The 24,154-nt window shown below is 72.2% G+C and carries 24 protein-coding genes; 9 read left to right on the forward strand and 15 right to left on the reverse strand.

Annotation, left to right across the window (positions count from 1 at the left end):
- Nucleotides 1-54: 54 nt before the first annotated feature.
- Genes OG753_RS26515 through OG753_RS26530 form a run of 4 tightly spaced genes read right to left on the reverse strand, consistent with a single transcriptional unit; the run spans nucleotide 55 to nucleotide 4,550 of the window.
- Nucleotides 55-666: a hypothetical protein gene (locus tag OG753_RS26515; RefSeq protein ID WP_405790369.1), complete on the reverse strand. Its 612-nt coding sequence runs from the start codon at nucleotides 664-666 to the stop codon at nucleotides 55-57.
- Nucleotides 653-2,254 carry a substrate-binding and vWA domain-containing protein gene (locus OG753_RS26520; RefSeq protein WP_405792814.1) on the reverse strand — a complete coding sequence of 534 codons (1,602 nt, stop codon included), beginning with the start codon at nucleotides 2,252-2,254 and terminating at the stop codon, nucleotides 653-655. Before OG753_RS26520 ends, OG753_RS26515 begins: the two co-directional genes overlap by 14 nt.
- Before the next feature lie 17 nt (nucleotides 2,255-2,271).
- Nucleotides 2,272-3,459 carry a toxic anion resistance protein gene (locus tag OG753_RS26525; RefSeq protein WP_405790371.1) on the reverse strand — a complete coding sequence of 396 codons (1,188 nt, stop codon included), beginning with the start codon at nucleotides 3,457-3,459 and terminating at the stop codon, nucleotides 2,272-2,274.
- Nucleotides 3,456-4,550, reverse strand: coding sequence for a hypothetical protein (locus OG753_RS26530; RefSeq protein WP_405790373.1), 1,095 nt, complete (start codon nucleotides 4,548-4,550; stop codon nucleotides 3,456-3,458). Before OG753_RS26530 ends, OG753_RS26525 begins: the two co-directional genes overlap by 4 nt.
- A gap of 143 nt (nucleotides 4,551-4,693) precedes the next feature.
- On the opposite strand from OG753_RS26530, the gene OG753_RS26535 reads away from it, so the two are divergent.
- On the forward strand, nucleotides 4,694-5,116 hold the full coding sequence (locus tag OG753_RS26535) for a hypothetical protein (RefSeq protein ID WP_327264172.1): 423 nt from the start codon (nucleotides 4,694-4,696) through the stop codon (nucleotides 5,114-5,116).
- Nucleotides 5,117-5,161: 45 nt separating this feature from the next.
- On the opposite strand, the gene OG753_RS26540 is transcribed toward OG753_RS26535, so the two are convergent.
- From OG753_RS26540 to OG753_RS26550, 3 genes are all read right to left on the reverse strand, one after another.
- Nucleotides 5,162-5,827 (reverse strand): RDD family protein, encoded by a 666-nt coding sequence (locus tag OG753_RS26540; protein ID WP_327264173.1) that lies wholly within the window; start codon nucleotides 5,825-5,827, stop codon nucleotides 5,162-5,164.
- A gap of 210 nt (nucleotides 5,828-6,037) precedes the next feature.
- A complete protein-coding gene (locus OG753_RS26545) occupies nucleotides 6,038-6,430 on the reverse strand; it encodes a hypothetical protein (protein ID WP_327264174.1) in 393 nt (130 codons plus the stop codon).
- A gap of 122 nt (nucleotides 6,431-6,552) precedes the next feature.
- Nucleotides 6,553-7,764 carry a pyridoxal phosphate-dependent aminotransferase gene (locus OG753_RS26550; RefSeq protein WP_327264175.1) on the reverse strand — a complete coding sequence of 404 codons (1,212 nt, stop codon included), beginning with the start codon at nucleotides 7,762-7,764 and terminating at the stop codon, nucleotides 6,553-6,555.
- A gap of 326 nt (nucleotides 7,765-8,090) precedes the next feature.
- Here OG753_RS26550 and OG753_RS26555 point away from each other — a divergent pair, with 326 nt between their 5' ends.
- A complete protein-coding gene (locus OG753_RS26555; RefSeq protein WP_327264176.1) occupies nucleotides 8,091-8,237 on the forward strand; it encodes a hypothetical protein in 147 nt (48 codons plus the stop codon).
- A gap of 34 nt (nucleotides 8,238-8,271) precedes the next feature.
- Entirely contained in the window at nucleotides 8,272-8,484 is a 213-nt protein-coding gene (locus OG753_RS26560) for a hypothetical protein (RefSeq protein WP_405790376.1), read from the forward strand.
- Nucleotides 8,485-9,732: 1,248 nt separating this feature from the next.
- Here the strand turns inward: OG753_RS26560 and OG753_RS26565 are convergent.
- The gene (locus OG753_RS26565; RefSeq protein WP_405790378.1) at nucleotides 9,733-10,095 is read right to left on the reverse strand and encodes a hypothetical protein; all 363 of its coding nucleotides are present in this window, start codon (nucleotides 10,093-10,095) and stop codon (nucleotides 9,733-9,735) included.
- Between the two features lie 191 nt (nucleotides 10,096-10,286).
- On the opposite strand from OG753_RS26565, the gene OG753_RS26570 reads away from it, so the two are divergent.
- A complete protein-coding gene (locus tag OG753_RS26570; RefSeq protein ID WP_405790380.1) occupies nucleotides 10,287-10,838 on the forward strand; it encodes a GNAT family N-acetyltransferase in 552 nt (183 codons plus the stop codon).
- A gap of 18 nt (nucleotides 10,839-10,856) precedes the next feature.
- Here the strand turns inward: OG753_RS26570 and OG753_RS26575 are convergent, their stop codons facing one another.
- Nucleotides 10,857-11,309, reverse strand: coding sequence for a nitroreductase/quinone reductase family protein (locus OG753_RS26575; RefSeq protein WP_401682158.1), 453 nt, complete (start codon nucleotides 11,307-11,309; stop codon nucleotides 10,857-10,859).
- 106 nt (nucleotides 11,310-11,415) lie between these two features.
- On the opposite strand from OG753_RS26575, the gene OG753_RS26580 reads away from it, so the two are divergent.
- Nucleotides 11,416-12,441: a LysR family transcriptional regulator gene (locus tag OG753_RS26580; RefSeq protein ID WP_327264181.1), complete on the forward strand. Its 1,026-nt coding sequence runs from the start codon at nucleotides 11,416-11,418 to the stop codon at nucleotides 12,439-12,441.
- A 17-nt stretch (nucleotides 12,442-12,458) separates the two neighbouring features.
- Here OG753_RS26580 and OG753_RS26585 read toward each other — a convergent pair whose 3' ends face one another.
- Nucleotides 12,459-12,644, reverse strand: a complete 186-nt coding sequence (locus OG753_RS26585) for a hypothetical protein (RefSeq protein WP_327264182.1) — start codon at nucleotides 12,642-12,644, stop codon at nucleotides 12,459-12,461.
- A gap of 202 nt (nucleotides 12,645-12,846) precedes the next feature.
- Between OG753_RS26585 and OG753_RS26590 the strand changes: the two genes are divergently transcribed.
- A complete protein-coding gene (locus OG753_RS26590) occupies nucleotides 12,847-14,196 on the forward strand; it encodes a carbohydrate-binding protein (RefSeq protein WP_405790383.1) in 1,350 nt (449 codons plus the stop codon).
- A 79-nt stretch (nucleotides 14,197-14,275) separates the two neighbouring features.
- On the opposite strand, the gene OG753_RS26595 is transcribed toward OG753_RS26590, so the two are convergent.
- Genes OG753_RS26595 through OG753_RS26605 form a run of 3 tightly spaced genes read right to left on the reverse strand, consistent with a single transcriptional unit; the run spans nucleotide 14,276 to nucleotide 18,199 of the window.
- Entirely contained in the window at nucleotides 14,276-15,292 is a 1,017-nt protein-coding gene (locus OG753_RS26595; protein WP_327264184.1) for a YdcF family protein, read from the reverse strand.
- 23 nt (nucleotides 15,293-15,315) lie between these two features.
- Nucleotides 15,316-16,896 carry an amidohydrolase family protein gene (locus tag OG753_RS26600; RefSeq protein WP_405790386.1) on the reverse strand — a complete coding sequence of 527 codons (1,581 nt, stop codon included), beginning with the start codon at nucleotides 16,894-16,896 and terminating at the stop codon, nucleotides 15,316-15,318.
- Between the two features lie 10 nt (nucleotides 16,897-16,906).
- Nucleotides 16,907-18,199: an alanine racemase gene (locus OG753_RS26605; RefSeq protein WP_405790388.1), complete on the reverse strand. Its 1,293-nt coding sequence runs from the start codon at nucleotides 18,197-18,199 to the stop codon at nucleotides 16,907-16,909.
- A gap of 188 nt (nucleotides 18,200-18,387) precedes the next feature.
- Here OG753_RS26605 and OG753_RS26610 point away from each other — a divergent pair, with 188 nt between their 5' ends.
- Nucleotides 18,388-19,140, forward strand: coding sequence for an IclR family transcriptional regulator (locus tag OG753_RS26610; RefSeq protein WP_327264187.1), 753 nt, complete (start codon nucleotides 18,388-18,390; stop codon nucleotides 19,138-19,140).
- Nucleotides 19,137-19,547, forward strand: a complete 411-nt coding sequence (locus OG753_RS26615) for a RidA family protein (RefSeq protein ID WP_405790391.1) — start codon at nucleotides 19,137-19,139, stop codon at nucleotides 19,545-19,547. The genes OG753_RS26610 and OG753_RS26615 overlap by 4 nt, the downstream gene beginning before the upstream one ends.
- 73 nt (nucleotides 19,548-19,620) lie before the next feature.
- On the opposite strand, the gene OG753_RS26620 is transcribed toward OG753_RS26615, so the two are convergent.
- Both OG753_RS26620 and OG753_RS26625 read right to left on the reverse strand, forming a co-directional pair.
- A complete protein-coding gene (locus tag OG753_RS26620; protein WP_383191709.1) occupies nucleotides 19,621-20,958 on the reverse strand; it encodes a M14 family metallopeptidase in 1,338 nt (445 codons plus the stop codon).
- A gap of 126 nt (nucleotides 20,959-21,084) precedes the next feature.
- Nucleotides 21,085-22,788 carry a chitinase gene (locus OG753_RS26625; protein WP_405790393.1) on the reverse strand — a complete coding sequence of 568 codons (1,704 nt, stop codon included), beginning with the start codon at nucleotides 22,786-22,788 and terminating at the stop codon, nucleotides 21,085-21,087.
- Nucleotides 22,789-23,183: 395 nt separating this feature from the next.
- Here OG753_RS26625 and OG753_RS26630 point away from each other — a divergent pair, with 395 nt between their 5' ends.
- Nucleotides 23,184-24,125 (forward strand): hypothetical protein, encoded by a 942-nt coding sequence (locus OG753_RS26630; protein WP_327264191.1) that lies wholly within the window; start codon nucleotides 23,184-23,186, stop codon nucleotides 24,123-24,125.
- The last annotated feature ends 29 nt before the right edge of the window (nucleotides 24,126-24,154 follow it).

Raw genomic sequence — 24,154 nt, forward strand, 5'->3', positions numbered from 1 at the left:
CACCGCTGTGGGAGCCCCCGACCAAGCGGTTCCCACCGCAGCACACGACCGACCTCAGGAGCGTCCGCGCTCCTCGAGGTAGGCCGTGTGCGTCTGCTGACGGCGGGCCTCTGCTTCGCGGAGGTCCGCCGTCACTCTTTCCGCCTCCGCGTACAGCAGGTCCAGCTGACGCTCCAGATGGCGCTCCGGCGACTCCCCGCCCGGAGTCAGCCGGTTCCACCAGCGGGTCCGGTTGTACGTGTCCACGCACTCCGGCACGTCCCGCCGGATCGCCCGGGACAACGCGTGCACCGCCTCCGGCTCCGTGGCCAGGACCTCCGCCACCCACCCCGGCTCCAGCAGTGCCCCGTACAGCTCCAGCAGCCCGGCCCACCGGGCCCCGGCCGTCGCCGGCAGCTCCACCTCACCCAGGTACTCCCCGAGCCGCGCGAAGTCCGCGCGCAGCGCGCCGACCTCCTCGCTCGGGTCGAAGGGCGGCGGCGCCACCCGCTCCGGCGGGGCGATCAGCGCGCCCGCCCCGTACAGCCCGGCGATCACCAGCGGCCAGTACGCCCCCGCCACCCCGGCGACGGTCAGACCCAACCCGACCAGGCCGCAGGCGGAGCCCGCCAGGTTCTTGCGCGACTCCAGATACCCCAGCATCCGGCGCGCCCTATTGATAGCCACGGATCTCCTCGAAGGCTCCGGCCAGCGAACCGGTCCCGCCGGTGGCGTCGAAGAGCCGCCCGCCGGTCAGCTCGGTGATGTGGGTGAGCTCCTTGCGGTCCGAGTCGCCGAACAGCACCGCGAAGACCGGCGTCTGCTTCCGGGCCGGCGGCAGGGCCGCGTAGAAGGAGTCGAAGTGCCCCGCCCCGACGCCCTCGGTGTTCTCGCCGTCCGTCATCAGCACGATCGAGGTGAACGCGTCCGTACCGCCCTTGCCGAGGTGCTGGTACGCCGCCTCCAGACTGCCGTAGACCGCCGTACCCCCCTCCGGCTCCAGCGACTTCACGTCCCCCCGGATCGCATCCAGCGCCGGACCCGGATTGCCCGGCTCGACGACGTGCGTCCGCACCTTCTTCACCTTCGACCCGAACGGCAGCAGCGTCACCTCCTCCCGGTCCCGGAACCGCCGCCCGGTGCCCGAACTCCCCGAGCCCGTCAGATCGGTGAGCGCCGACTTCAGCCGCCCGATCCGGTCCTCGTCGCTCATCGACCCCGAGGTGTCCAGGACGTACACCGTCCGCGAGGGCCGGCGCAGCTCGTTCTCGTACGAGGCCAGCAGCCCGTCGGCGACCGCCCGCGAGCCGGGGAACGGCAGCTCGCGCCGCTTCTCGGCGTCCAGCCCCGCGGCCGGCGCCACCCCGGCCGCGACCGGGCGGCGCAACGTCTGCTCGGTGATCGCCCGCTGCGCCTCGGGACCCCGCAGGTACTCCGTGAGCGCCCGCCCCGCATCACGGGCCCCGGCCGGGGCCGAGGTCAGCAGCGTCAGCGGATAGTTCGCGGTGACCACACCGTCGAGCGGCCGGATCACCGTCAGCGGCGCCCCGGCGTCCTTCGCGTCCCGGTTCATCGACATCAGCACCGACTCGTAGTTCACCAGCGCGTCCACGTCCCCGCGCTTGGCGTAGGCGGACACCAGCCAGCCCGAGGAGCCCGAGGTCAGCTTCTGCCCGGCGAAGAACTCCTTCAGCCGGGGCGTGGCCGCCCTCACGTCCGGCTCGCTCAGCGCCGCCTGCGCGCCCGACAGCCCCGAGGCCACCGACACCAGCGCCGAGAAACCGGAGTTGGAGCGCACCGGATCCGTCATCCCGTACGTCAGCCTCCCGGCGGCCACCGCCTCGTGCACCGCCGGCCAGGTCACCTCCCCGGGCTTCCAGCCGAGCCGCGCCAGCGCCTGCGGCTTCACCCCGAGCGCGACCGGCGAGGACATCACCGGGGTCTCGCTGGAGAGCTTCCCGGCGGCCTCCGGCCGCAGCCGCAGGTAGTCGTTGGAGGAGAGCCAGATCGCGTCGTACTTGCCGTCCGCCTCCCCCGACACGACCTGCTCGACGGCGTCCAGCGTCCCGGACCAGGTGAACTCGACACCGATCCCGGTGGCGGCCTTCGCGGCCTTCAGCACGGGCTCCATGTCGCTGAGCTCACTGGAGGCCAGCACCCGCAGGCGGCCCTCCTTGTACGCCGACTCCCCGGGCCCGGCCGGCCCGGCGTCGGTGCAGCCCACTACGGCCATCAGCCCGGCGACGGCGAAGCCGATCCAGCCCCGCGGCCGCATGCCCCGCTCGCGCGCGCTCACGGCGCACCGCCTTCCGTGACGCCGGTCCCGCGGGTCCGCGCAAGATGCGTCGAGGCGCTCTGCAGCTCCCCGGTCAGCGACTCCACCGTCGCCGCCATGTTCTGCGTCGCCTGCACCTTGAAGGCGTCGATCGCGTCCAGTGTCCGGTAGATCTGCGCGAACGCCGTCCGCAGGGTCTCCACGCCCACCGCCGGATCGGCCGCGATCCGCTGGATCTCGCCGCTCTGCGTCGACAGCATCTCCGCGTTGCCCCGGATCAGCTCCTCGGTGGTCCCCTTCAGGGCGCTGACCTGCTCGATCACCTTGCGCTGGTTGTCGAGGGCGGAAGCCAGCATCACGGCGATCCGCAGCGCGGACACCGTGGTGGTCGCGGCCCGGTCGACGCCCTTGATCAGCTCGTCGTTGTTGCGCCGGACCACGTCCATCGCCAGATAGCCCTGCGCGCAGACGGCCAGCTGCGTCAGCAGGTCCTGGTGCTTCTGCCGGACCGGGAAGAGCACGTCCGCGCGCAGCGCGTCGGCCGCCCCCGGATCGGTGTGCTCCGCCTCGGCGATCCGCTGCTCGACGGCCCCGTCCAGGGCCTCGGTGAGGACCGCGCACTCCTGGAGCCTGCCCATCGTCTCCCACAGGCGCGAACGCTCGGTGTGCAGGGCCGCGTTGTCGCGGCGCAGTTCGTCCTGGCCGCTGCGCAGCGAGCCCACGATCCTGTTGAGGGTGGCCTGCGAGGAGGCGTACTTCGCCACGTGGTCGCGGAACCTGTTGCCGCCCGGCAGCTTCGCGAGCAGCTTGCGGGCCCCCTTGGCGGGCGTGTCCCGGGGGTCGAGGTCCTCGACGGTGCGCCGCAGTTCGACCAGGGACCCGGCGACGCGGGCCTGGGCGTCACCGCCGCCGTCCGGGCCCAGCGAGCGTACGGCCCGCTCCAGCATGCGGTTGGACTGCTGGGCGGCGGTGCGGATGTCGGCCGAGCCGAGGCCGGCCATCTCGTTGATGCGCCGGGCGAATTCGGGGGAGCGGGCGTCGACCGCGGTGAGCGAGCCGACGTACTCCCGGGCCCGGCGGGCCATCTCCTCGCGGACGCCGTCCTGGAGCGGGACCAGCCCGGCGGCCTGCTCCCTGCGTACGGGGGCGACGGGCTCCGGGGGGCTCAGACGGAAGGACGTGTCCTCGGGCGGTGTCAGTGTCATGGTGTGTCCCCCTGCCCCTTGGCGCGCTGGGACAGCGCCATGAGGATCTTGACGGTGGGTGTGCCGACCTGGCGGATGCCGGTCAGCCCCGTGTTGAGGTAGGCGGTGTGCGGCGCCGTCGCGGCGGTGAACTCGGCCACGCCCTCCTGCGGGCGGAACCCGCGGTGCACGGCCAGCTCGCGCAGCTTCGGATCGGTGGCGAGGAGGGTGCCCAGCTCCTTCGCCCGCTCGGTCAGCGGGACGAAGGTGTGCGCCGAATTGACGGTGGTGTCCGGGTAGAGCACGACCATGTCGCCCGGATCCTGCTTCTGCATCAGGAGCGAGGCCACCTGGGACTCGTACACCAGGATCAGCGGTTCGCCGCTGCCGCTGATGAAGGCCCGGAAGGGGTCGTCGGTGCTGGGCTCCAGGGCGCCCTGGACGGAGATCAGCTTGCGCATCAGCGGCGCGGTGCGGGCGATGCCCGCGTCGTCGGCCACCACGCTGTTGCCGTTGGCGACGTTGGACGTGGCGGCGAGGAACAGGGCGCCGGAGTTCGAGGAGGCTGGGTCGGTGGTCTTGATGAACACCGTGCCGGTCAGTTCGGTGTGGGCCGCGGAGCCGGTCAGCTGCTGCCAGGTGCGGTCCTCGCCGGAGGCCTTGAGGAAGGGGCCCATGAGCAGGGTCCCGGAGTTCTTGCCGGTCATCCTGGCCAGGCCGTTGCCGGCCAGTACCTCGGCCGCGCCGTGGCGGGCGACGACGACGAGCGGGGAGAAGAACGGCTTGGTCTCCTGGGCCCCCTTGAGCCCGGCGGCGGCCGCTACCTCCTTGGCGGGTTCACTGCTGCTGGGGAAGGCGAAGTCGTACTCCTTCAGGGCGAGTTGATCCATCGCCCAGGAGCCGGAGGTCTCCGTCTTCACGGTGTAGCCCTTGGCTGCAAGGGCCTTGACGACATCGGGGTCGCGGAAGAATTCCGACTTCTCCGAGCCGATGACGCCACGCACGGTCTTCGTTGCCGTGGTTTCTGGGTGATCCTGCCCCTGGAAGGCGACGACGTAGAGCACGCCGCCGATCAGGAGGAGGCCCAGGAAGATTCCTAGGATGCGTCTCACGGGTGCAGCGTGCTCGCGGAAACCCACATTCCGCAGTGAGTCGAATGAACGTCAGGTGTCCAGGCGGTCCCACTTCGAAATGCTGTGTGGGCCCGTGGGTGCTGGTGGGCGGGGCGGCGGCCCGGGAGGATCGGGGCATGGGCGTGAGCGCGTTGAAGTGGCAGGGCTGGCTGGTCGGCCTGGTGACGGTGGCCGGGCTGCTGGTGTTCGCCCCGCTGGGCCTGTACGTGTGGGCGAGCGGCGGCGATCCGCCGCAGGCACCGCCGCGGGCGGCGGTCGAGGACGTACGGGTCACCGGGTGCCGAATCGATCCGGCCAGCCGCCGGGTGGTGGCCGCGGTGGAGGCGGCGGGGCGGGCCGAGGGCCCCGGTACGTACGTGGTCACGGTCGAGTTCCGCGACAGCGCCGAGGCGGACCCGGGCAGGCGGGCGGCGCAGGCGCTGGTGAAGATCCCGGGAGTGGCCCCGGGCGCGACCGAGTACGCGGAGGCGGTCGGCCCGGTGTGGCCGGTGGCGACGGTGCCCTGGTGCGGGGTCGCCGGCGCGGAGTTCGCGCGGGCGTCCTAGGCCGCGGTCGGCAGGGGGTCGCCACCGGTCCTCACCGGAGGGCGGTCAGCGGTTCCGGTTCACCTGGATGACGACGGTGCTGCACACCTTGTCGGCGAACGTCTGCTTCTTCTCGTCCCACAGCGGCCACAGGTAGCCGATGTAGCAGGCGGCGCCGTCGAGGAAGTGCGCCAGCTTGCGGACGAACGCCATGCCGAAGCCGAGCGTGGCCCCGTCGAGCTCGCGGTGCACGCTGATGCCGACGATCTTCTTGCCGGTCGACTGGCCGGTGGAGCCTTCCTTGTACAGCTGGAAGAAGGCCATGCCGAGGGTGTAGAGCATGCCGATCATGCTGAGGATGCCGGCGATCGTCTCGGTCGACTCGTCGCTGGCGATGGCCGCGCCGATACCGATCAGCGCGTACATCGGACCCACGATGATCAGCAGGTCGAGCAGGTACGCGCCGACGCGCAGACCCCAGTGGGCCAGCGGCGGCATCCCCGTGCCCGGCATGCCCGGCATGCCCGGCGCGTGCGCGCCCGGCTGCGGGTACGCGCCGTACGGGGGCGGCGGGGTCTGCTGCGGGTAGCCGTACTGCGGAGCGGCGCCCTGCGGCGGCTGCTGGGGGTAGCCGTACTGCGGGGGGACGCCCTGCGGGGCCTGCTGGGGGTGGCCGGGCTGGCCCTGCGGGGGCTGCTGGCCGTAGGGGTTGTTCGGGTCGCCGAAGCTCATGGGCGAGTCTCTCCAGAATGCTCGAACGGGGACGTGGCGGAGTGGAGGAAATCGGCCATGTGGAGCGGCCTCCCCCGTGCTGCCGCGATCTTTCAGCCCTCATCGTGTTCGGAGCACCGGAATCTGTCCAATTCCCGCCCGTGCGGCAGGCCCGCGCGGGAGGAACGTGGCACCCGGTCCGGAGCCTCCGCGGCCCCGGACCGGGGCCGTCTAGAGGGCGCCGGCCAGGTCCAGGGACTTCAGGGCGGCGGCGTGCGCGTCCATGCGCTCGGCGGCGAGGATCGCGACGGTGGTGTCGGCGCGGGACGCGGCGACGAGGAGTGCGCGGGCGGCGAGGTCGTGCGCGCGCTGGTGCAGGGCGGCGGAGTCCTCGGGGGAGTGCCGCTGCGCGCGGGCGGGCTGGGCGCCGCGAAGTCGCGTGACCTGGGCGGCGATCTCGGCCGCGCCCTCGCCGAGCCCGAGCTCGTCGGTGACGGCGAGGAGGGCGGCGAGGTGGCCGGCGAGCTGGATGTCCAGCGCTTCGCCGCGGCTGCTGTGCGGGTACTCGGCCGGGGTGGCGCCCATGCGGTGGACGACCGGCTTCGTGCGGATCGGCTCGTACATGAGATGGCCTCCTGCGTGGTCAGGGGACCATCCTACATTGGATTGGTTCTAAAGTTGAGCTGAATCCTGTTGCTGGGGGCGTGTCTCGCCGGCTGGACACCGGCGAGACCGCCCGTGCGCGACTACAGCTGGCTGTAGCCGTCGAGGAAGTTCCCGATCCGCGTCACGGCGTCGGCCAGGTCCTTGGCGTTCGGCAGCGTCACGATGCGGAAGTGGTCGGGCTCGGGCCAGTTGAAGCCCGTACCGTGCACCACCATGATCTTCTCGGCCCGCAGCAGGTCGAGGACCATCTGCCGGTCGTCCTTGATCTTGTAGACGGACGGGTCCAGCCGCGGGAAGGCGTACAGCGCGCCCTTCGGCTTCACGCAGGTGACGCCCGGGATCTGGGTGAGCAGCTCGTACGCGACGTTGCGCTGCTCCAGGATCCGCCCGCCGGGCAGGACCAGGTCCTCGATCGACTGCCGGCCGCCGAGCGCGGTGGCCACGGCGTACTGCGAGGGCATGTTCGCGCACAGGCGCATGTTCGCCAGGACCGTGAGGCCCTCGATGTAGCAGGCGGCGTGCTTCTTGGGGCCGCAGACCGCCATCCAGCCGGCGCGGTAGCCGGCGACGCGGTAGTTCTTCGAGAGGCCGTTGAACGTCAGCGTCAGCAGGTCGGGGGCGATGGCGGCGGTGTTGTGGTGCACGGCGCCGTCGTAGAGGATCCGGTCGTAGATCTCGTCCGAGCAGACGACGAGGTTGTGGCGGCGCGCGATGTCCGTGAGCCCGCGCAGCATCTCTTCGTCGTAGACGGCGCCGGTCGGGTTGTTCGGGTTGATGATGACGATCGCCTTGGTGCGATCGGTGACCTTGCGCTCGATGTCGGCGAGGTCGGGCATCCAGTCGGCCTGCTCGTCGCAGCGGTAGTGCACGGCCGTGCCGCCGGCGAGGGACACGGAGGCGGTCCACAGCGGGTAGTCCGGGGCGGGGACCAGTACCTCGTCGCCGTCGTCGAGCAGCGCCTGCATCGACATCTGGATCAGCTCGGAGACGCCGTTGCCGAGGTAGATGTCCTCGACGTCCAGGTCGATGCCCTTGGTCTGGTAGTGCTGCATGACCGCGCGGCGCGCGGAGAGCAGCCCCTTCGCGTCACCGTAACCGTGGGCGGAGCCCAGGTTGCGGAGCATGTCCTCAAGGATCTCCGGAGGGCAGTCGAAGCCGAAGGCCGCGGGGTTGCCCGTGTTGAGCTTGAGGATGCGATGACCTGCTGCTTCGAGCCGCATCGCCTCTTCAAGCACGGGGCCGCGGATCTCGTAACAGACATTGGCGAGTTTGGTTGACTGGATCACCTGCATGACGGGAGCTTACGGGCCCGGGTGCGAGCTTGACGTGTGTTTTCGAAGAGAGGCCCGGAGGGGGGTTTGTCCCGTTTCGGGTAATGGGTGGGTGGGGGAGTGGTCCCCCCTTGGAATCCGGGGCCGCGCCCGCGTCCGACCTGCGGAATCGGTGGGGCGGGGGGCTGTGCGAGCCGCGCGGTGTTGCGCTCGTCACCCCGGGTGGCCCGAAAGGCCGCGGCGGCCCGGTACGCCGCACGGGTGCGCCGCGGGAGCGAGCCGTATGAGTACGGGGGATGAGTACGCACACTCATGCGGCTGTCGGTGCCGCGGTGGAGGCTGGACGCATGAACCAGGGCGAGTGGAAGCCGGCGGACTATCGCCGGGGCACCGAACGGATCGGCACGGTCATCGTCGCCGTGGCGGGCGCCCTCATGGCAGCAGGGGTGGTCTTCACCGTGTGCCTGCTGCTGGTCCTGCACGGCGGCAACTGAGGGGCGCGAGACAGTGGTTTTCGTAGTCGGTGACATGGAGATCGCCACGGTCGGCACGGATGGCGACGACCGGGCGATCGAGTTCCTGGTCAGGCCGGAGGGCTTCGTGGAGGAGGGTCGCTTCGCGATCTCCCGCGAACACGACCAGGGCTGGGAGGCGGCCCGCCTGACCATCGACCCCGGCTCGGGCAGCGTCCCGTTGGCGGCGGTGGAATGGGCGGTGGAGTTCGCCCGCGAGTACCTCTGAGGGGGCGGGGGTGGTGGCGGTGGGGCGGGGTCGGGGGGTGGGGCGGTGGCTTCGGGGGGCGGGAGCCGCGCGGACGGCATCAGAGACGCGTATGGGGGTTTCCCGTCAGTCCCATCGTCCCTCCGTGTCGAGCCGGTCCCTCAAGGGCGCTCCTTCGTCGCGTCGCTACGCGATGGCCTGCGGCCACCCTTGACCGACCGTCCCGCCCCGGAGAAACGAAAGACTGCCGGGAAGCCCCCAAAGGAACGGGCCGGGGGACAAGAGACAGGAGCGGGGCGGCCGGAGAAGCCCTGCCCGGTCAGGGGAAGACGCGCCCCCGAGACGGGGCCCATCCAGACCAGGGCCCGGGTCGGGGGAAGCGCGTCCAATCGCTACGCGCTCCGCACGTCTCAGCGTCCGACGACCGTCTTGGGCTGGACATAGGCCGCCCACGCCCTCGGTTCCTCTGTCGGGATGCGTCCGGCGACCGCCTGTGGCCGGTCATAAGCCGCCCAAGAGACACCGGTGCTCCTCATGGAGGGCGTCTGAGGGCTGTCCGGGGTGGAAAGGCGGCCAATAGCGGCCATTTCGTCGTGGAGTGGGTCAGCGAGAGCGGGCCGCTCGAATCGCCGGCCGTTTGCCCCAATTGCCCGTATTTGGGGGCGGGTTTGTGGTGTCCCTTGTGCACTGACCCGGATCCACGACGGAATAGCAGGGGAAACAGCCGTCAGCCCCTCTCACCGGTCCCCATCAGCCCCTCCGGCCGCCGGCCGCAGTCCCGGAGAAGCGCGTAGCGATCCGAGGCGGCTTATGACCGGCCACAGGCGGTCGTCGGACGCATCTCGCGAGAAGGGCCGGGACCATGGGCGGTCTATGCCCGGCCCAGGACGGGCTGGAGACGCTGAGACGTCAGGAGCGCGTAGCGATTTGATGCGCCTCCCCCGTCCCGGCCGGCGTGCGGCATGGGCCCCGCCTCGGGAAGAGGCCTCACCCCCGACCGGGCAGGGCTTCTCCGGCCGCCCCGTCCCTGAAAGGAATGCCCGGCCCGTTCCTTTGGGGGTTTCCCGGCAGTCTTCGTATGTCCGGGGCGGGACGGTCGGTCAAGGGTGGCCGCAGGCCATCGCGCAGCGACGCGACGACGAAGGAGGAGCGCCCTTGAGGGACCGGCCCGACACGGAGAGACGATGAGGCTGACGGGAAACCCCCATACACATCCCAGACCACCGCCCCAGCGGCTCCCGCCGTCCCCGAAGCCCCCGCCCCCACCCGCTACGGCCCCGCGTGAGCGGCGCGGCCCTGGAGGGCCGGCCATGCCGTCGGGCGGATCCTGGGTGCGCGGTGCCTGTGGGCTTCGAAGGCGAGCAGGGCGGCTCCTGCGGCGACCGTCGTGAGGATCGGCAGTGCCAGGGCCAGCTGCCAGGTGGCCCAGGCTCCCAGGGCGGTCACCAGCGTCGCCGACGGAGCGGCGGCGACGGCCAGCAGCAGCGTGATCCTGGCCCAGAGCGGCAGCCTGCGGCTCACCGCGGCGGTCGCCAGGCCCAGGGCCACGCTCGCCGTGAGGGTCACGGCCAGGCCCACGAGGGCGGCGACGAGGGCGAGGGCCAGGGCGAGGAGTATCAGGATCAGGCCCATGTCGTGTCCACCTTCGGTCTCGTGGCAACCCGTCGCGAGGGCAGGCGGATTCGCATTCCCGCTGCTCCGGCAGGTTCACCGGAGGCCATCCTGCCAGACGATTGAACATGTTCAACAGTGCCCCCGGTGTCACCCGTAGGCCCCGGTGTCGGAGGCGGGGTCCGGCGGCGGGGGCGTGGCACGATCGCGGGATGGAGTACCGGTACGCCACCGAGGTCGATGCGCCCGCGATGGCGGAGCTCTTCGCCGCCAACCACCACGACGCGCTGAGTGAACGGCAGCGGGCGGAGCAGGGTTTCGTGCAGGGCGGGTTCGATGTCGGCGCGCTGCGGGCGATGGCCGGTGCGCGGGAGCTGCTGGTCGCGGACGACGGCGGCCGGATCGCCGGTCTGCTCGCGCTGTCCGTACCCACGGCCCTGGCCGATCCGCCGCCCCCGGTCGCCGGCCTGCTCCGGGCCCAGGGGGCCCTGGACTGGCAGGGCCGCCCCCTGGCCGAGGTGCGCTGGCTGCTCTACGGGCCCGTCGTGGTCGCCGCCGCGTACCGGGGGCGCGGTGTGGCCCGGGCGCTGTTCACCATGGCCGTGGCGGCGGCAGCGGAGCGCGCCGAAGCCGTGGTCGCCTTCATCGAGGCCGGGAACGCGCCGTCCTGGAAGGTGCACGTCGACGCCTTCGGCATGGTCCCGCTGGGCGACTACGTCGTGGGCGGACGCACGTACACCGCGGTGGCCGCGCCCACCCTCTAGGGGGCTTCCGGCCTCGGCTCAGGCCTCGCGCTCCAGGATCACCAGCGGGATCTCGCGGGGCCGCGCCGCGGCGCGGTCGTCCTCGAACGGGGGCCACAGGGCCGTCATCATCTCCCAGTACGTCTCGCGCTCCACCGGCGTGGCGGTGCGCGCCTGCGCCGTGAAGGCGGCGGCGCCGACCTGGAGGCGGACCTCCGGGTGGGTGCTGAGGTTCCGGTACCAGTGGGGGTGTTCCGGGGCGCCGTACGCGGAGGCCAGGACGATGTACGTGCCCGCGTCCCGGCCGTAGATCAGCGGGGTGCGGACGGTGCGGCCGGTGGCGCGGTCGAGCGTCGTCAGCAGGAGGGTGGGGACCCCGTGCCAGAGGTGCCCGTCGGCTCCCGCGGTGCTCACGTAGGCGCGGACGTGGTCGAGCCGTGGGCCGGGTCGCGGGTCGGTGGGGTGGTCCCAGTCGACATCGAGTGCGTGCATTTTCCAGTCCTTAGCGTCGTGTCCCCCTTGCGGCTAACGAGCATTAACGATTCTGGATGCGCCCGACCCGTAGCGCATGCCCACAGGTCTGGACCAAGCTCGTCGTATGGATCTGGAGCTGAGGCACCTCAAGATCGTCAGGGCCGTCGCCGACGCCGGGAGCCTGACCCGGGCCGCCACCGCGCTCGGTCTCGCGCAGCCCGCGCTCAGTACGCAGCTGAAGCGCATCGAGCGGGTGCTGGGCGGGACGCTGTTCGTGCGCGGGCGCGACGGCGTACGGACCACCGCGCTCGGGGAGCTGGTGCTGGAGCGGGCCAGGGTGCTGCTGCCCGCGGTGTGCGAGCTGCAGGAGGACGCCCGGCGGTTCGCCCTCCAGGGGGCGCACGGCTACCGGCTCGGCGGCACGCACGGGCCGCTGCTCGGCGGCCTCGTGGACCGGCTCGCCCACCGGGAACCCGGCGTGCCCGTGACCACGTACACCTCCTGGTCCGAGAAGGAGGTCGCCGGCGGCGTCGCCGACGGCCGCCTGGACTTCGCGATGGTCGGGGTCTGCGGGGAGAGCGCGCCGCCCGAGCCGGGGCGCCTCGCCTGGATGGAGGTGGCCCGCGACCCCGTGTACGTGATGCTCGCCGAGGACCATCCGCTGGCCCCGGCCCCGCGCACGGAGATCGAGCTGGCCGAGCTGGCCGCCGAGGCGTGGACGGACGTCCCCGGCGACGGCTGCTTCGGCGACTGCTTCGCCGCGGCCTGCGTGCGGGCCGGTTTCACGCCCGCCTGCGTCTACGAGACCGACACCGCCTCCTGCGTGCACCTGGTGCAGGTGGGCCGGGCGGTCGGGCTCTGCCGGGCCACCTTCCCGGTGACCCCGGGCGTGGTCACGAGGCCGCTCGCCGGGACCCCGCTCATGTGGCGGCACCTGCTGGGATGGCATCCCGCGGCGCGCGCGGCGGCCCGGGCCGCGGAGGTACTGGAGCACGCCCGGGCCGCGCACGCGCAGGCACTGGCCCGATCCGCCGGAGCTCACCCACCGGGCCTCCCGCCGGGCCGTACGGACCGCCTCCGGCGCAAAGACGGCTCCGCCCCGGGGGGCGACCCCGGTGCGGAGCTGTCGGCAGCATCCGTATCGCGCTGAGGCCGTGGGCGTCGTGCCTATGGCAGATAGCGCTCGATGACCTGCGGGCCCTCCTTCTCCATCAGCTGACGCGCCTTCTCGACCCGCTCCGGAGTCGGGTCGTGGCCGGTCACCATCACGAGGTCCTCGGGGTCGTACGGTCGCTCCCCGCCTGTGAAGAGCCGGTCCGACCGTGTGGGCTGCTCGTCGGGTTCACTGACCATCGCGTACCTCCTACGTTTTTCCCCTGGCCCCATCCTCCGGCCGCCGTCCCATGAACGCACCTCGGCCGCGGGCGGGCGGCCGGGAGGCCGCCCGAAGGCGAGGGGCATAACACCGGGGGAGGGGCCAACCGGCAGCTCCCGCAGGCCGGTTCGGATTTCTACGGTTTCCGCAGACCCCCACCGGAAACCGAGGAGATCCCCCATGCTCAAGCGACACGCCCGCGCGGCGTGTACCGCCCTGGCCGCCGCCGGGCTGCTGCTGGCCGGGACCGGCGGCGCCACCGCCGATTCCGCCCCCGCCGCACCGTCGGCCGCGGCCACCCTGCGCACCGCCGACGCCCCGCCCGAGCTGCTCGCCGCCATGCAGCGCGACCTCGGCCTGACCCCCACGCAGGCCAAGGCGCGACTCGCCCACGAGGCCGAGGCGGGGGCCACCGCCGCCCGGCTGCGGATGCGGCTCGGCGCCTCCTTCGCCGGGGCCTGGGTGGACGGGGCCGATGCCGGCACCCTCACCGTGGCCACCACCCGGGCCGCCGACACCGCCGCGATACGGGCCACCGGGGCCCGCCCGAAGCTCGTCACCCGCACCCTGGCCGGCCTGGACGCCGACCGGGCCGCACTGGACCGGGCAGCCGGCCGCGCGACCCCGGTCCGCTACGTCGACCCGCGCTCGAACACCGTCGTCGTCGAGGAGACCGAGCCGGGCGCGGCCGCCGCGCTGCTGGCCGCCACCGGGACCGACGCCGCCCGCGTCACCGTGGTCCGTACGGCCGAGGCCCCGCGCCCGCTGTACGACCTGCGGGGCGGGGACGCGTACTACATGAACGGCAGCGGCCGCTGCTCCGTGGGCTTCCCCGTCACCAAGGGGTCCACGAACGGCTTCGCCACCGCCGGGCACTGCGGCCGCGCCGGGACCACCACCAGCGGCTTCAACCAGGTCGCCCAGGGCTCCTTCCAGGCGTCGGTCTTCCCCGGCAACGACATGGCCTGGGTGGCCGCCAACGCCCAGTGGACCGCGACCCCGTACGTCAAGGGCAGCGGCGGCGCGAACGTGCAGGTCACCGGATCGGTGCTGCAGCCGGTCGGGGCCTCGGTGTGCCGTTCCGGATCGACCACCGGATGGCACTGCGGCACGATCCAGCAGCACGGCACCAGCGTCACCTACCCCGAGGGCACCATCTCCGGCGTGACCCGTACGACGGTCTGCGCCGAGCCGGGCGACTCGGGCGGCTCCTACATCTCCGGGAGCCAGGCCCAGGGCGTCACCTCGGGCGGTTCCGGCAACTGCTCCAGCGGCGGGACCACCTTCTTCCAGCCGCTGAACCCGATCCTGTCGGCGTACGGTCTGACCCTCAAGGTCAGCGGCAGCGACCCGGGCCCGGGCCCCGGCCCGGGTGAGCCCGAGCCGGGCGGCACCTGGAGGGCGGGCACCGTCTACGCGGTCGGCGCCACCGTCACCCACGGCGGGGCGACCTACCGCTGCATCCAGGGGCACCAGGCGCAGACCGGCTGGGAGCCGCCGAACGTCCCGGCGCTCTGGCAGCGGGTCTGACGGACCCGCGCGAGGCCGGGATGCGGTGCCGTGACTGCCAAGGGGGGAGTCACGGCACCTGCGCGTGCCGGCGGGGCGCTCAGACGAGGACGGCGGCCAGCGTGCCGAGCGCGCCGAAGACGGTCAGCAGGCCGCAGATCGCCAGGTTCACCGTCCGGTGCTCCCAGAAGACCGCGACGAACTCCCGGATGGTGGCGCTCGGCCAGTAGTACTTCGCGGTGGGGGAGCCCAGGACCTGCCCGTTGACCCCGGTCTTGCGCGCCAGCATCGCGGCCCGGAAGGCATGGAAGTTGTTGGTGACCACCACGCAGCGGTAGCCCGGATCGTGCGCCTCCATGATCTCCCGGCTGAAGCGCATGTTCTCCTCGGTCGTGGTGGACCGGTCCTCCAGCACGATGTGCTCGGCGGGGACGCCCTCCGCGATCAGCCAGTCCGCCATCGCCCGGGCTTCGGCGACCTTCTCGTCCGAGCCCTTGCCGCCCGAGACGAGCAGCACCGGCGGCCGGCCGCTCCGGGCGAGCTGGCCCTCGTAGATCTGCTGTCCCTTGCGCAGGCGCGAGGCGAGCAGCGGCGGCACGCGGTCCCCGCCGACCAGTCCGGAGCCCAGCATCACCACGTGGTCGACGTCGCCGCGCACCTTGATCCGCCCGTAGAGGAAGGCGTAGCCGAGGAAGCAGAAGAAGACGAAGGAGACGTAGCCGGCGACCACGGTGAGCGTTCCGGCGATGCCGCCCAGAATCGGGGAGCCGCTCACCCCGACGAGGATCAGCAGCGCGATCAGCGCGAAGATCGCCAGGCCCGCGAGCATCGACAGGAGGTTGGCCGGTCGCATGCCCTCCTTGCGGACCATGATCATGCCGTTGCGGACGAGGAAGACGCCCAGCCCCAGGACGGCGAACGCGGGTGAGGCGAAGGCCAGTACGACGACCGCGACGGCCGCCCAGGTGGGCAGCTTGCCCACCTGGAGGAAGAGGGCGGAGAAGGCGCAGAGGAAGGTCAGCCCCAGGAGCACGGCATTGCTGAAGCGGCGCCGGTCCTGCCGGACGCTTATGCAGAACGCGAGGAAAAGCAGGACGGCGAGGACGAAGGCGACCATGGCGCCCATCGTAGATGCCGGATCTACCGCGGATCGCGTCCGGTTCGGCGCACCGACCGGCCCGCCAGCACCTGGGTGCGCCGCCCGTCGCGCATGACGAAGCGCCCGTCGATCAGGACGTGCGGGATGCCCGTCGGCAGGACGCGGGGCCGCTCGTACGTGGACCCGGCCGCGACCGTGCCGGGGTCGAAGAGGACGAGGTCGGCGCGGTATCCCGTGCGGACCAGGCCCCGGTCGGGCAGCCGCAGGCGCGCCGCGGGGCGGCCGGCCAGGTGTGCCACGCACTCCTCCAGGGAGAGCAGGCCGAGTTCGCGGACGTAGTGGCCGAGGTAGTGGGGGAAGGTTCCGTAGGCGCGCGGGTGCGGTTTCGCGCCCTGGAGGATGCCGTCGGAGCCGCCGGTGTGGACGCGGTGGCGCATGATCGCCCGGACGTTCTCCTCGTGGCCGACGTGCTGGAGGACCGTCGGCGCGAGCCGGTCCGCCAGCAGCAGCCTGCGCGCGGTCTCCCAGCCGTCCAGGCGCGTGCCGACGTACGGGGCCAGGGCGGGGTCGGCGGTGCCCGAGATCTCGATCGTCGACCAGTCGACGGGGACCCCGTGGCAGCCGTCGGAGCCCTCGACCTCCAGCGCCCGCCGGATCCGCCCGGCCTGGTCTTCGTCGCGCAGCCGGGCGAGGACCGCCTCCGGGCCGCCCTCGTTGGCCCAGCCGGGCAGGAGGGCGACGAGGGTGGTGCAGCCGGGGGTGTACGGGTAGCTGTCGAGGGTGATGTCGGCGCCGTCGGCCAGGGCGGCGTCGAGCAGGGCGAGCAGCTCGGGGGCCCGGCCGCGGTTCTCGCCGAAGTTCATGGTGGCGTGCGCGAGGTGCAGCGCGCAGCCGGCCTCCCGGGCGAGGGCGACCATCTCGGCGTAGGCGGCCAGCGCGCCGTGGCCGTAACTGCGGTGGTGCGGGCAGTAGTAGCCGCCGTACCGGGCCACGACCCGGCACAGCTCGGTCAGTTCGGCCCCGGAGGCGTACATGCCGGGGGTGTAGGTGAGCCCGGAGGACAGGCCGACGGCGCCCTGGGCCAGGCCGTCCGCGACGAGCCGGCGCATCCGGTCCAGCTCGGCCCCGGTCGCCGGGCGGTCGTCCCAGCCGAGGACATGGGCGCGGACCGTGCCCTGGGGGACCAGGTAGGCGGCGTTGACCGCGATGCCCTCACCGCCGAAGCCGCGGTCGAGGCGGTCGAGGTACTCCCCGACCGTGCGCCAGTCGAAGTCGACGTCGTCGCCGGGGCCGTTCCAGCCGGCGATGGCGGCCCGCACCTCGCCCAGCGTGCGGTCGTCGACCGGCGCGTACGACAGGCCGTCCTGGCCGAGGACCTCGAGGGTCACGCCCTGGGCGGCCTTCGCGCTGTGGTCCGGGTCGCGGAGCAGCGCGAGGTCGCTGTGGGCGTGCATGTCGATGAAGCCCGGGGCGAGGGCGAGGCCGTGCGCGTCGAGGTTCTCGCGACCTGCGGGCAGCCTGCCGATCCCGGCGATCCGGCCCTCGTGGACGCCGACGTCGGCGGTGTACGAGGGCCCGCCCGTGCCGTCGACGACGCGGGCCCCCCGGATGACCAGGTCCACCGGCCGGCGCCTAGAAGAAGGTGCGGACGTAGTCGGTGACGGTGCCGTCGGCCTCCACGACCGGGATCAGCGGCCACTTCTCGAAGATCGTGCAGGGGTGGGACATGCCGAGGGCCACCCAGTCGCCCACGGTCACGTCCTCGGCCGCGTCGGTCTCCAGCCAGGCGTGCTGGTCGGACAGCTTGACCACGCGGACGCCGGTGGCGGGCCGCTCCTCGCCGGTGAGGGCGTCGCGGACCAGTTCGGCCTCGGGCAGGCCCAGGTCGTAGGCGATGTCGCGCTTGCCCGCGTTGACGAAGGCCTGGGTGGGTGAGGGCCGGGAGACGACCTGGGTCCACAGGCGGAAGGCCGGGCGCAGGCCGCCCTCCTCCGGGTGCCGGTTGAAGGGGGTCAGCCGGGTGTACCAGCCGTGGTCGTGGGAGACGTACGCGCCGGAGCGGAGCAGCTTGAGGACCGGGCGGGAGAGCTCCGGGAGCTCGGCGAACACGTCGGCTACCGCGTCGAACCACGCGGAACCGCCGGCGCTGACGACGATCTCCTCGAGGTCGGCGGCGAACCGGCCCGCCTTGTCGAACTCGACGGCCAGCGCGGTCAGCCGGCGCAGGTAGGCGTGGACGGAGGCGGGATCGGCGCCCGGGACCTCGGCCTCGTAGCCGCCCATGCCGACAAGGCGCAGGGTGCCGGCCGCGGCGACGGCGTCGGCCACCGCACGGCAGTCCTCGTCGCTACGGGCCCCAGTGCGGGCCCCCTCGCCGGCGCCGATCTCGACGACGACGTCGATGCGGGCGGCCGGGGTCCGGCCCTGCAGGGCGCGGTCCATGAGCTCGACCCCGCGCACGGAGTCGACGTAGCAGACGAAGCGGAAGCCGGGGTCGGCGGCGAGCTCGTCGGCGACCCAGCGCAGCGCGGCGGGATCGACGAGCTCGTTCGCGAGGAAGATCCGCTGGATGCCGAAGGCGCGGTAGACGCGGGCCTGGTGGGGGACGGCGGCGGTGATGCCCCACGCGCCGTGGTCCAGCTGGCGGCGGAAGAGCTGCGGGGACATGCAGGTCTTGCCGTGCGGGGCGAAGGCCAGGTCGTGGCGGGCGGCGTAGGCGCCGAGCGCGCGGAGGTTGTGCTCCAGCGCGTCCGCGTCGAGGGTCAGGACGGGGGTGGTGAAGCCGCCGGTGTGCAGGTCCCGCCGCTCGGCGGCGAGCTGCCCGACGGTGAGGCCCTGCGCCTGGGCGTCCGGGGGAAGGCCCTTGAACCGGTGGTCGACCGGCTCGTCGGAGAGGTCCTTGACGGGGTCGCTGTCGCTGGCCATGCGGTGCCTCCGTGTTGCGCTTTGTGCAACGGTCGTTGCGTGTGTCGCTGCATGCTGTCTAACATCCGGCGTGACGGTGGGTCAACGTGCGGAAGATCCAGCCTCACCGGCGATCGGGCACGGGTCCGGGCGGATCCCGGTGCGCCGACGGAGCCGGTGGTCGTCGTGACCGTAGGGGAGGACGCGGGATGAGCCAGTCGGTCGAAAGGGCACTCGGCATCCTGCCCCTGCTCGCGCGAGGCCCCGCCACCCTCGGCGCGGTCGCCGACGAGCTCGGCGTGCACAAGAGCACCGCCCTGCGCCTCCTGCGCACCCTGCACGAACACGGCTTCGTCTACCGCCAGGCCGACGGCCGCTACCGCCTCGGCGCACAGCTCTTCGCGCTCGCCGCCGAGGCCATCGAGAACCTGGACGTACGGGAGATCGCGCACCCCCACCTGGTGGAGCTGAACAGGGCCACGGGCCACACCGTTCACCTCGCCCTCCACCAGGACGACGAGGTCGTGTACGTCGACAAGGTCGACAGCCGCTACCCGGTCCGCATGTACTCCCGCATCGGCAGACCCGTGCCCCTCACGGTCGCCGCCGTCGCCAAGCTGCTCCTCGCCGACCTGCCCGCGGCCGAGCGCCGGGCTCTCGCCGACCGGATCGACTACCCCCGCTACACCGCCCGTTCGACCCCGGACGCGGCAGCCTTCCTGAGCGAGCTGGACCTCGTACGGGAGCAGGGCTGGGCCACCGATCTCGGCGGGCACGAGGAGTCCATCAACTGCCTCGGGGCGCCCGTGCACGGGCCGGACGGGCGGGTCGTCGCCGCGCTGTCGGTGTCGGCGCCCGGGGTGGTCGTCGCCGCCGAGGGGCTCCTCGAACTGCTGCCGCAGGTACTGCGCACCGCCGAAGCCATCAGCCGGGACTATTCAGGAGCACAGGAGAGCACGTGACCGAGAAGACCGCCCTCACGCCCGACACCCACACCGCGCCGCCCGCGAAGTTCTCGCACGGCGTCCGGAAGGGCAACATCCTCCAGGTCGCCGGCCAGGTCGGCTTCCTCCCGCACGTCGACGGGCAGCCGCCCACCCCGGCCGGGCCGACGCTGCGCGAGCAGACCCTCCAGACGCTGGAGAACGTCCGCTCCGTCCTGGAGGCCGGCGGTGCGGGCTGGGACGACGTGATGATGATCCGCGTCTACCTCACCGACACCGGGCACTTCGCCGAGATGAACGGCATCTACAACGCCTATTTCGAGGAGCAGGGCCTGAAGGCGGCGCCCGCCGCCCGCACCACCGTGTACGTGGGCCTGCCGGCCGGGCTGCTCATCGAGATCGACGCCCTCGCCGTCCTGGGCTGAGCCGGGTACGCGGGCGGGGCGCCCCCCTGGCGGTGGGGCGCCCCCTTTCACGCGCAGCACGCGCATCACACGGTCACGGTGCCGCGCAGTACTGGGCCTCCTTGCCGATCGAGCGGTACATGCAGTCCGCGTTCTCCAGCAGCTGGAGCACCGCGTCCTTGTTGCGCGCGGTCTCGCGGTCGATGACCTCGTCCGGCGGGTAGAAGCCGCCGCCGCCGCTCTCCGGGTACATCTCGAAGGTGTAGGAGAAGATCTTCTGGTTGCCCCACAGCCAGTCGTCGATCGTGCCGTCCGTGATGTAGAGGTCGCTCGACTGCTCCGGCGTGTAGCCGTTGCTCGCCGCCATGCTGGTGCCGATCTTCTTGTAGACGGCGAGGTCGTCGGCGGTCAGGCCCGGGGCGGTGTCGTTGTAGGTGTAGCCGAAGGGCCACAGGACGAGCTCGCTGTAGGTGTGGAAGTCGATGGCGGCCTTGATCTGCTGCTTGCCGCCGACCACCCGGCTGCGTACGAAGTCCGAGACGACCTTCACCTCGGGCGCCGACTCGGCGGCCGCGCCCCGGTAGGTCTCGGAGCTCTTGCTGCTGCTGGAGCCGCCGCAGCAGCCCCACTTGTAGTTCCAGTTGCGGTTCTCGTCGGTGCCGACGTAGGAGGAGCCGGCGTTCGGCTGGCGGTTCTTGCGCCAGGAGCGGTAGGAACCGGTGGCGATGTCGTACTCGCCGCCGTCCGGGTTGAGGTCCGGGATGATCCAGATCTCGCGGCCGTTGACCGCGTTCGTGACCCGGGAGTCGCTGCCGTACTTGGAGGCGAACTCCTTGAGCAGGTACAGCGCCATCTCGACGGTCAGGTGCTCGCGCGCGTGCTGGTGGGCGGTGAAGAGCACCTCGGGCTCGGCCTCGTCCGTCGCGACGTTGTCGCTGATCTTGATGGCGAAGAGGTCCCGGCCCTGGTACGACTTTCCGATCACCCGCTTGCTCGTGATCGAGGGGTACTGGGCGACGAGCTGATTGATCTCCGCCGTCGCCTCGGCGTAGTTGTGGTACCTCGAGTCCGCCGAGGGGAAGTCCATCGGGCTCGCCGCGATACCGGGCAGGGAGCGGTCCGGGGGTCCGGGCAGGGCGGTCGGCCGGTAGCCGAGCCGCTTGAGCTCCTTGGCCTGCATGGTGTCGGCGCTGACCACGACGGTGTGGTCGTCCACCTCGTCGATCGAGACGCCGGTGCGGAGCAGGGCGGTGCGGTCGGCCGCGGTGGAGGGGCCGTGGATCCGGTACTGGACGATCGCCTCGTCCTGGGTGGCGGTCGACGGGGTGGGCGGAGGGGAAGCCGTCGCGCTCATGCCGTAGGCGGGTGCGCCCAGCGCGAGCGCCAGCAGGGCCGCCGTGACGGCGGCCCTTCGGCGGGTATGGAGCCGCATGCAGTCTCCTGGGTGGGGAGTGTGGGGGTAGCCGTGCGGACGCGCACAGCGTGCTCTCGTGGCATGTCCCGGTCAAGGACACGCTGTGCCGGCCGAACCGATTCCGGCCACCCCCACACGTACCGCCTACGGGAGCCCGTGGACCTTGGGACCCACCGAGTTCGACCAAGCACTACCCGCCTTGGCGTCCCAGTTGGTCGACCAGGTCATCGCACCGCGCAGACCCGGGTAGGTCTTCGACGGCTTGAAGGAGCCGCAGTTCGTACCCCTGGTCAGGCAGTCCAGGGCGTTGTTGACGACCGTCGGGGACACGTAGCCGCTGCCCGCGCCGCTCGGGGAGGCGGGGACGCCGATGCCCACCTGGGACGGGTCGAGGCCGCCCTCCAGCTGGATGCAGGCGAGCGCGGTGAGGAAGTCCACCGAGCCCTGGGAGTAGACCTTGCCGTCGCAGCCGTTCATCGAGCCGCTGTTGTAGTACTGCATGTTGACGACGGTGAGGATGTCCTTGATGTTCAGCGCCGTCTTGAAGTAGCCGCCCTGCGTGGACTGCATGTCGATCGTCTGCGGGGCCATGGTGATGACCAGCGAGGAGCCCGCCTTCGACGACAGCGAGCGCAGCGCCTGCGTCATGTAGGTGGGGTTCAGGCCGTTCTCCAGGTCGATGTCGATCCCGGTGAACCCGTACTCCTGCATCAGGGCGTACGCGGAGTTCGCGAGGTTGTTCGCGGAGGCCGTGTCGTTGACCGTGATGGTCCCCTTCTCGCCGCCGATGGAGAGGATGACCGACTTGCCGGCCGCCTTCTTCGCGGCGATGTCGGCCTTGAACTGGGCCACCGTGTAGCCGCCGAGGCCGGCCGAGTCGAGGTTGAAGGTGATCGCGCCGGGCGTGGTGGTGGCGTCGGCGAAGGAGACGGCGATGATGTCGTACTGCGCGGAGACGTCGGAGAGCTTCTGGACCGTCGCGCCGTTGTTGAAGTTCTGCCAGTAGCCGGTCAGCGCGTGCTTGGGGACGGCCGGGCCGGGGCCCGGACCCGGGCCCGTGCCGGTCGTGGTGCCCGTCACGGGAGCGGACCGTGGGCCCTCGCCCGCCGCGTTGTAGGCGCTCACCTGGAAGGAGTACGAGGTCGAGGCCGCGAGCCCGGTGACCTGGGTGGAGGCGGCGCCGCCGGTCACGGTCCGGACGCGGACACCGTCCTGATACACGTAGTAGCCGGTGGCCGAGCCGACCGCGTTCCACGAAAGGGTGAGGGCGCTCGAGCTCTGTCCGGAAACGGCCGTGCCGGCGGGGGCGCCGGGGACGGACGGGCCGGGGTCGGTGCCGCCTCCGCCGTCCGGGCCGAAGACGCTGAACTCGTCCACGGCGTAGGCCGGCTGGCCGTACCAGCCGTGCGTGTAGACGGTGACCTGGGTGGTGGAGGGGCCGGTGGTGAAGGTGGTGGAGAGCTTCTGCCAGCCCGAGCCCGACCCGGGGGTCCAGGTGGAGACGTCCTGGGTGCCGGTCCCGGTCGCGCCGAGGTACACGTAGCTGCCCTGGACCTGCGTGCTCAGCGTGTACGTGGAGTTCGGCTTGACCGTGACGGTCTGACTGCAGCGGGCGTTGTCCTGGCCCGCCGGGGTGGCCTTCAGGGCGCCGGATCCGGCGAAGACGGGCGAGGAGACGGAGGCGCCGGTTCCGCCGGTGCAGGCCCAGTTGGCCAGACCCGACTCGAAGCCGCCGTTGCGGGCGACGTTCACGTCGGCGGCCTGTGCGGTGCCGGCGGCCAGGGCGGAGAGGGCGCCGACGGTCAGGGTGACGGCGATGGGGAGGGCGAGGGAGCGTATCCGGTTCACGTGGGCTCCGGTGGGGGGAGGAGGAGGGGTGCGGGGAGAGCGGGACCGAGTGGGGTCGGGTCCCGCTCAAGGCGTTGGCTGACAAGTTGGTCCAGACCAATCCTCGTGTCAAGGGTCTTTGCGATGTGGCTTGAAATAGCCCGCTATGCGATCCCTGTTGTCCGGGTTTCCGCCCTCTGTGACACGTGCCTGCAGCACGGGAATCCTCAAGGCCCTGCCCTGCCAGGGGTGACGCGGATATGGTGCTGAGGCAAGGGGGAGCGGGTCGATCGGATGCGGTCGCGCAGTGCGGGCGCGGACGCGGGAAGTCCGCATCGAGTCCGCGCAGAGCGCGTGCCGGGCAGCCGAACTGCCGGCGGCGCACGGGGCGAACGTGGGGGAACGGGGGAATTCGCGTGCCGACCGCCATCGCTGTCACCAGCGCCGATCTGGTACTTCCGGCCCCTGACCGGCACACGCCCGGGGCGGCCTTACTGCACCCGCCCGAGCAGCTCGACCTGGAGTCCGCGCTCACCGAGACGGGCGCCCTGCTGGAACGGCACGGCCACCTCGTGGCCCTCGTCCCGCCATGGCTCCCGCGCTCCACCGTCCAGCGGCTGCACACCGTACGGGCCATCCTGGAAACCGACCGGATCGCGCTCCTCGGCATCGATCTCCCGCCGCTGGGAACCGCCCTGCTGGCGCGTCAGCTGCGCCAGCTGAGCGTCTGCGACTTCAGCCCCGGAATCATCGCCTCCGCGGCCCGGCTGCTGTCCCACTACATCTACGCGGGCGCCCTGCTCGGCTCGGTCGCCAAGCTCGACCGCGTCCGGGTCCCGGTCGGACTGGGGGCGCACGCCAGGTCCTGGTCACCGAGCGCGCAGTTCGCCGTCATGGCCCACCCGAAGCCGCACCTGGCGAAGCTGAGCGCGGGCGGCGGCGCCCAGGGCGGCCGCGGCACCCAGGGCGGCCACGGCGCGCACGGCGGCCACGGCGCGCACGGTGCCCGCGCCGGGGCGCTGCCGGCCGGCCCCGCGTTCGCCACGCACCTCACCTTCGCCCGCGGCCAGCTCGCCTCCGACTGGGTGACGGCCGAACTGGCCCCCGCCTGGCAGGTGCAGGGCGTGATGGAGAACCCGCTGCCGGGCGCGTCCCCCGGATGGTGGGGCACCCCGAAGCTCGTCGAGTTCGCCGCCGGGATCCCGGACCTGTCCGTGCTCTACCAACTGGTCGCCTCGGTCCGCCGGGAGGAGTGCCGCTGGTGCGGCCTCGAACTCATCGGAGACCGCTGCGGCTTCTGCGCGGCGCCGCTCACCGCACCGCCGCCGCCCGCGCGTACCGCCCGTTCCAGACCCTGATCACTCGAACGCACGAATGAATGAAGAAC

Origin of the sequence: Streptomyces sp. NBC_00029 (assembly GCF_045160505.1) — a bacterium.
Lineage (GTDB): Bacteria > Actinomycetota > Actinomycetes > Streptomycetales > Streptomycetaceae > Streptomyces.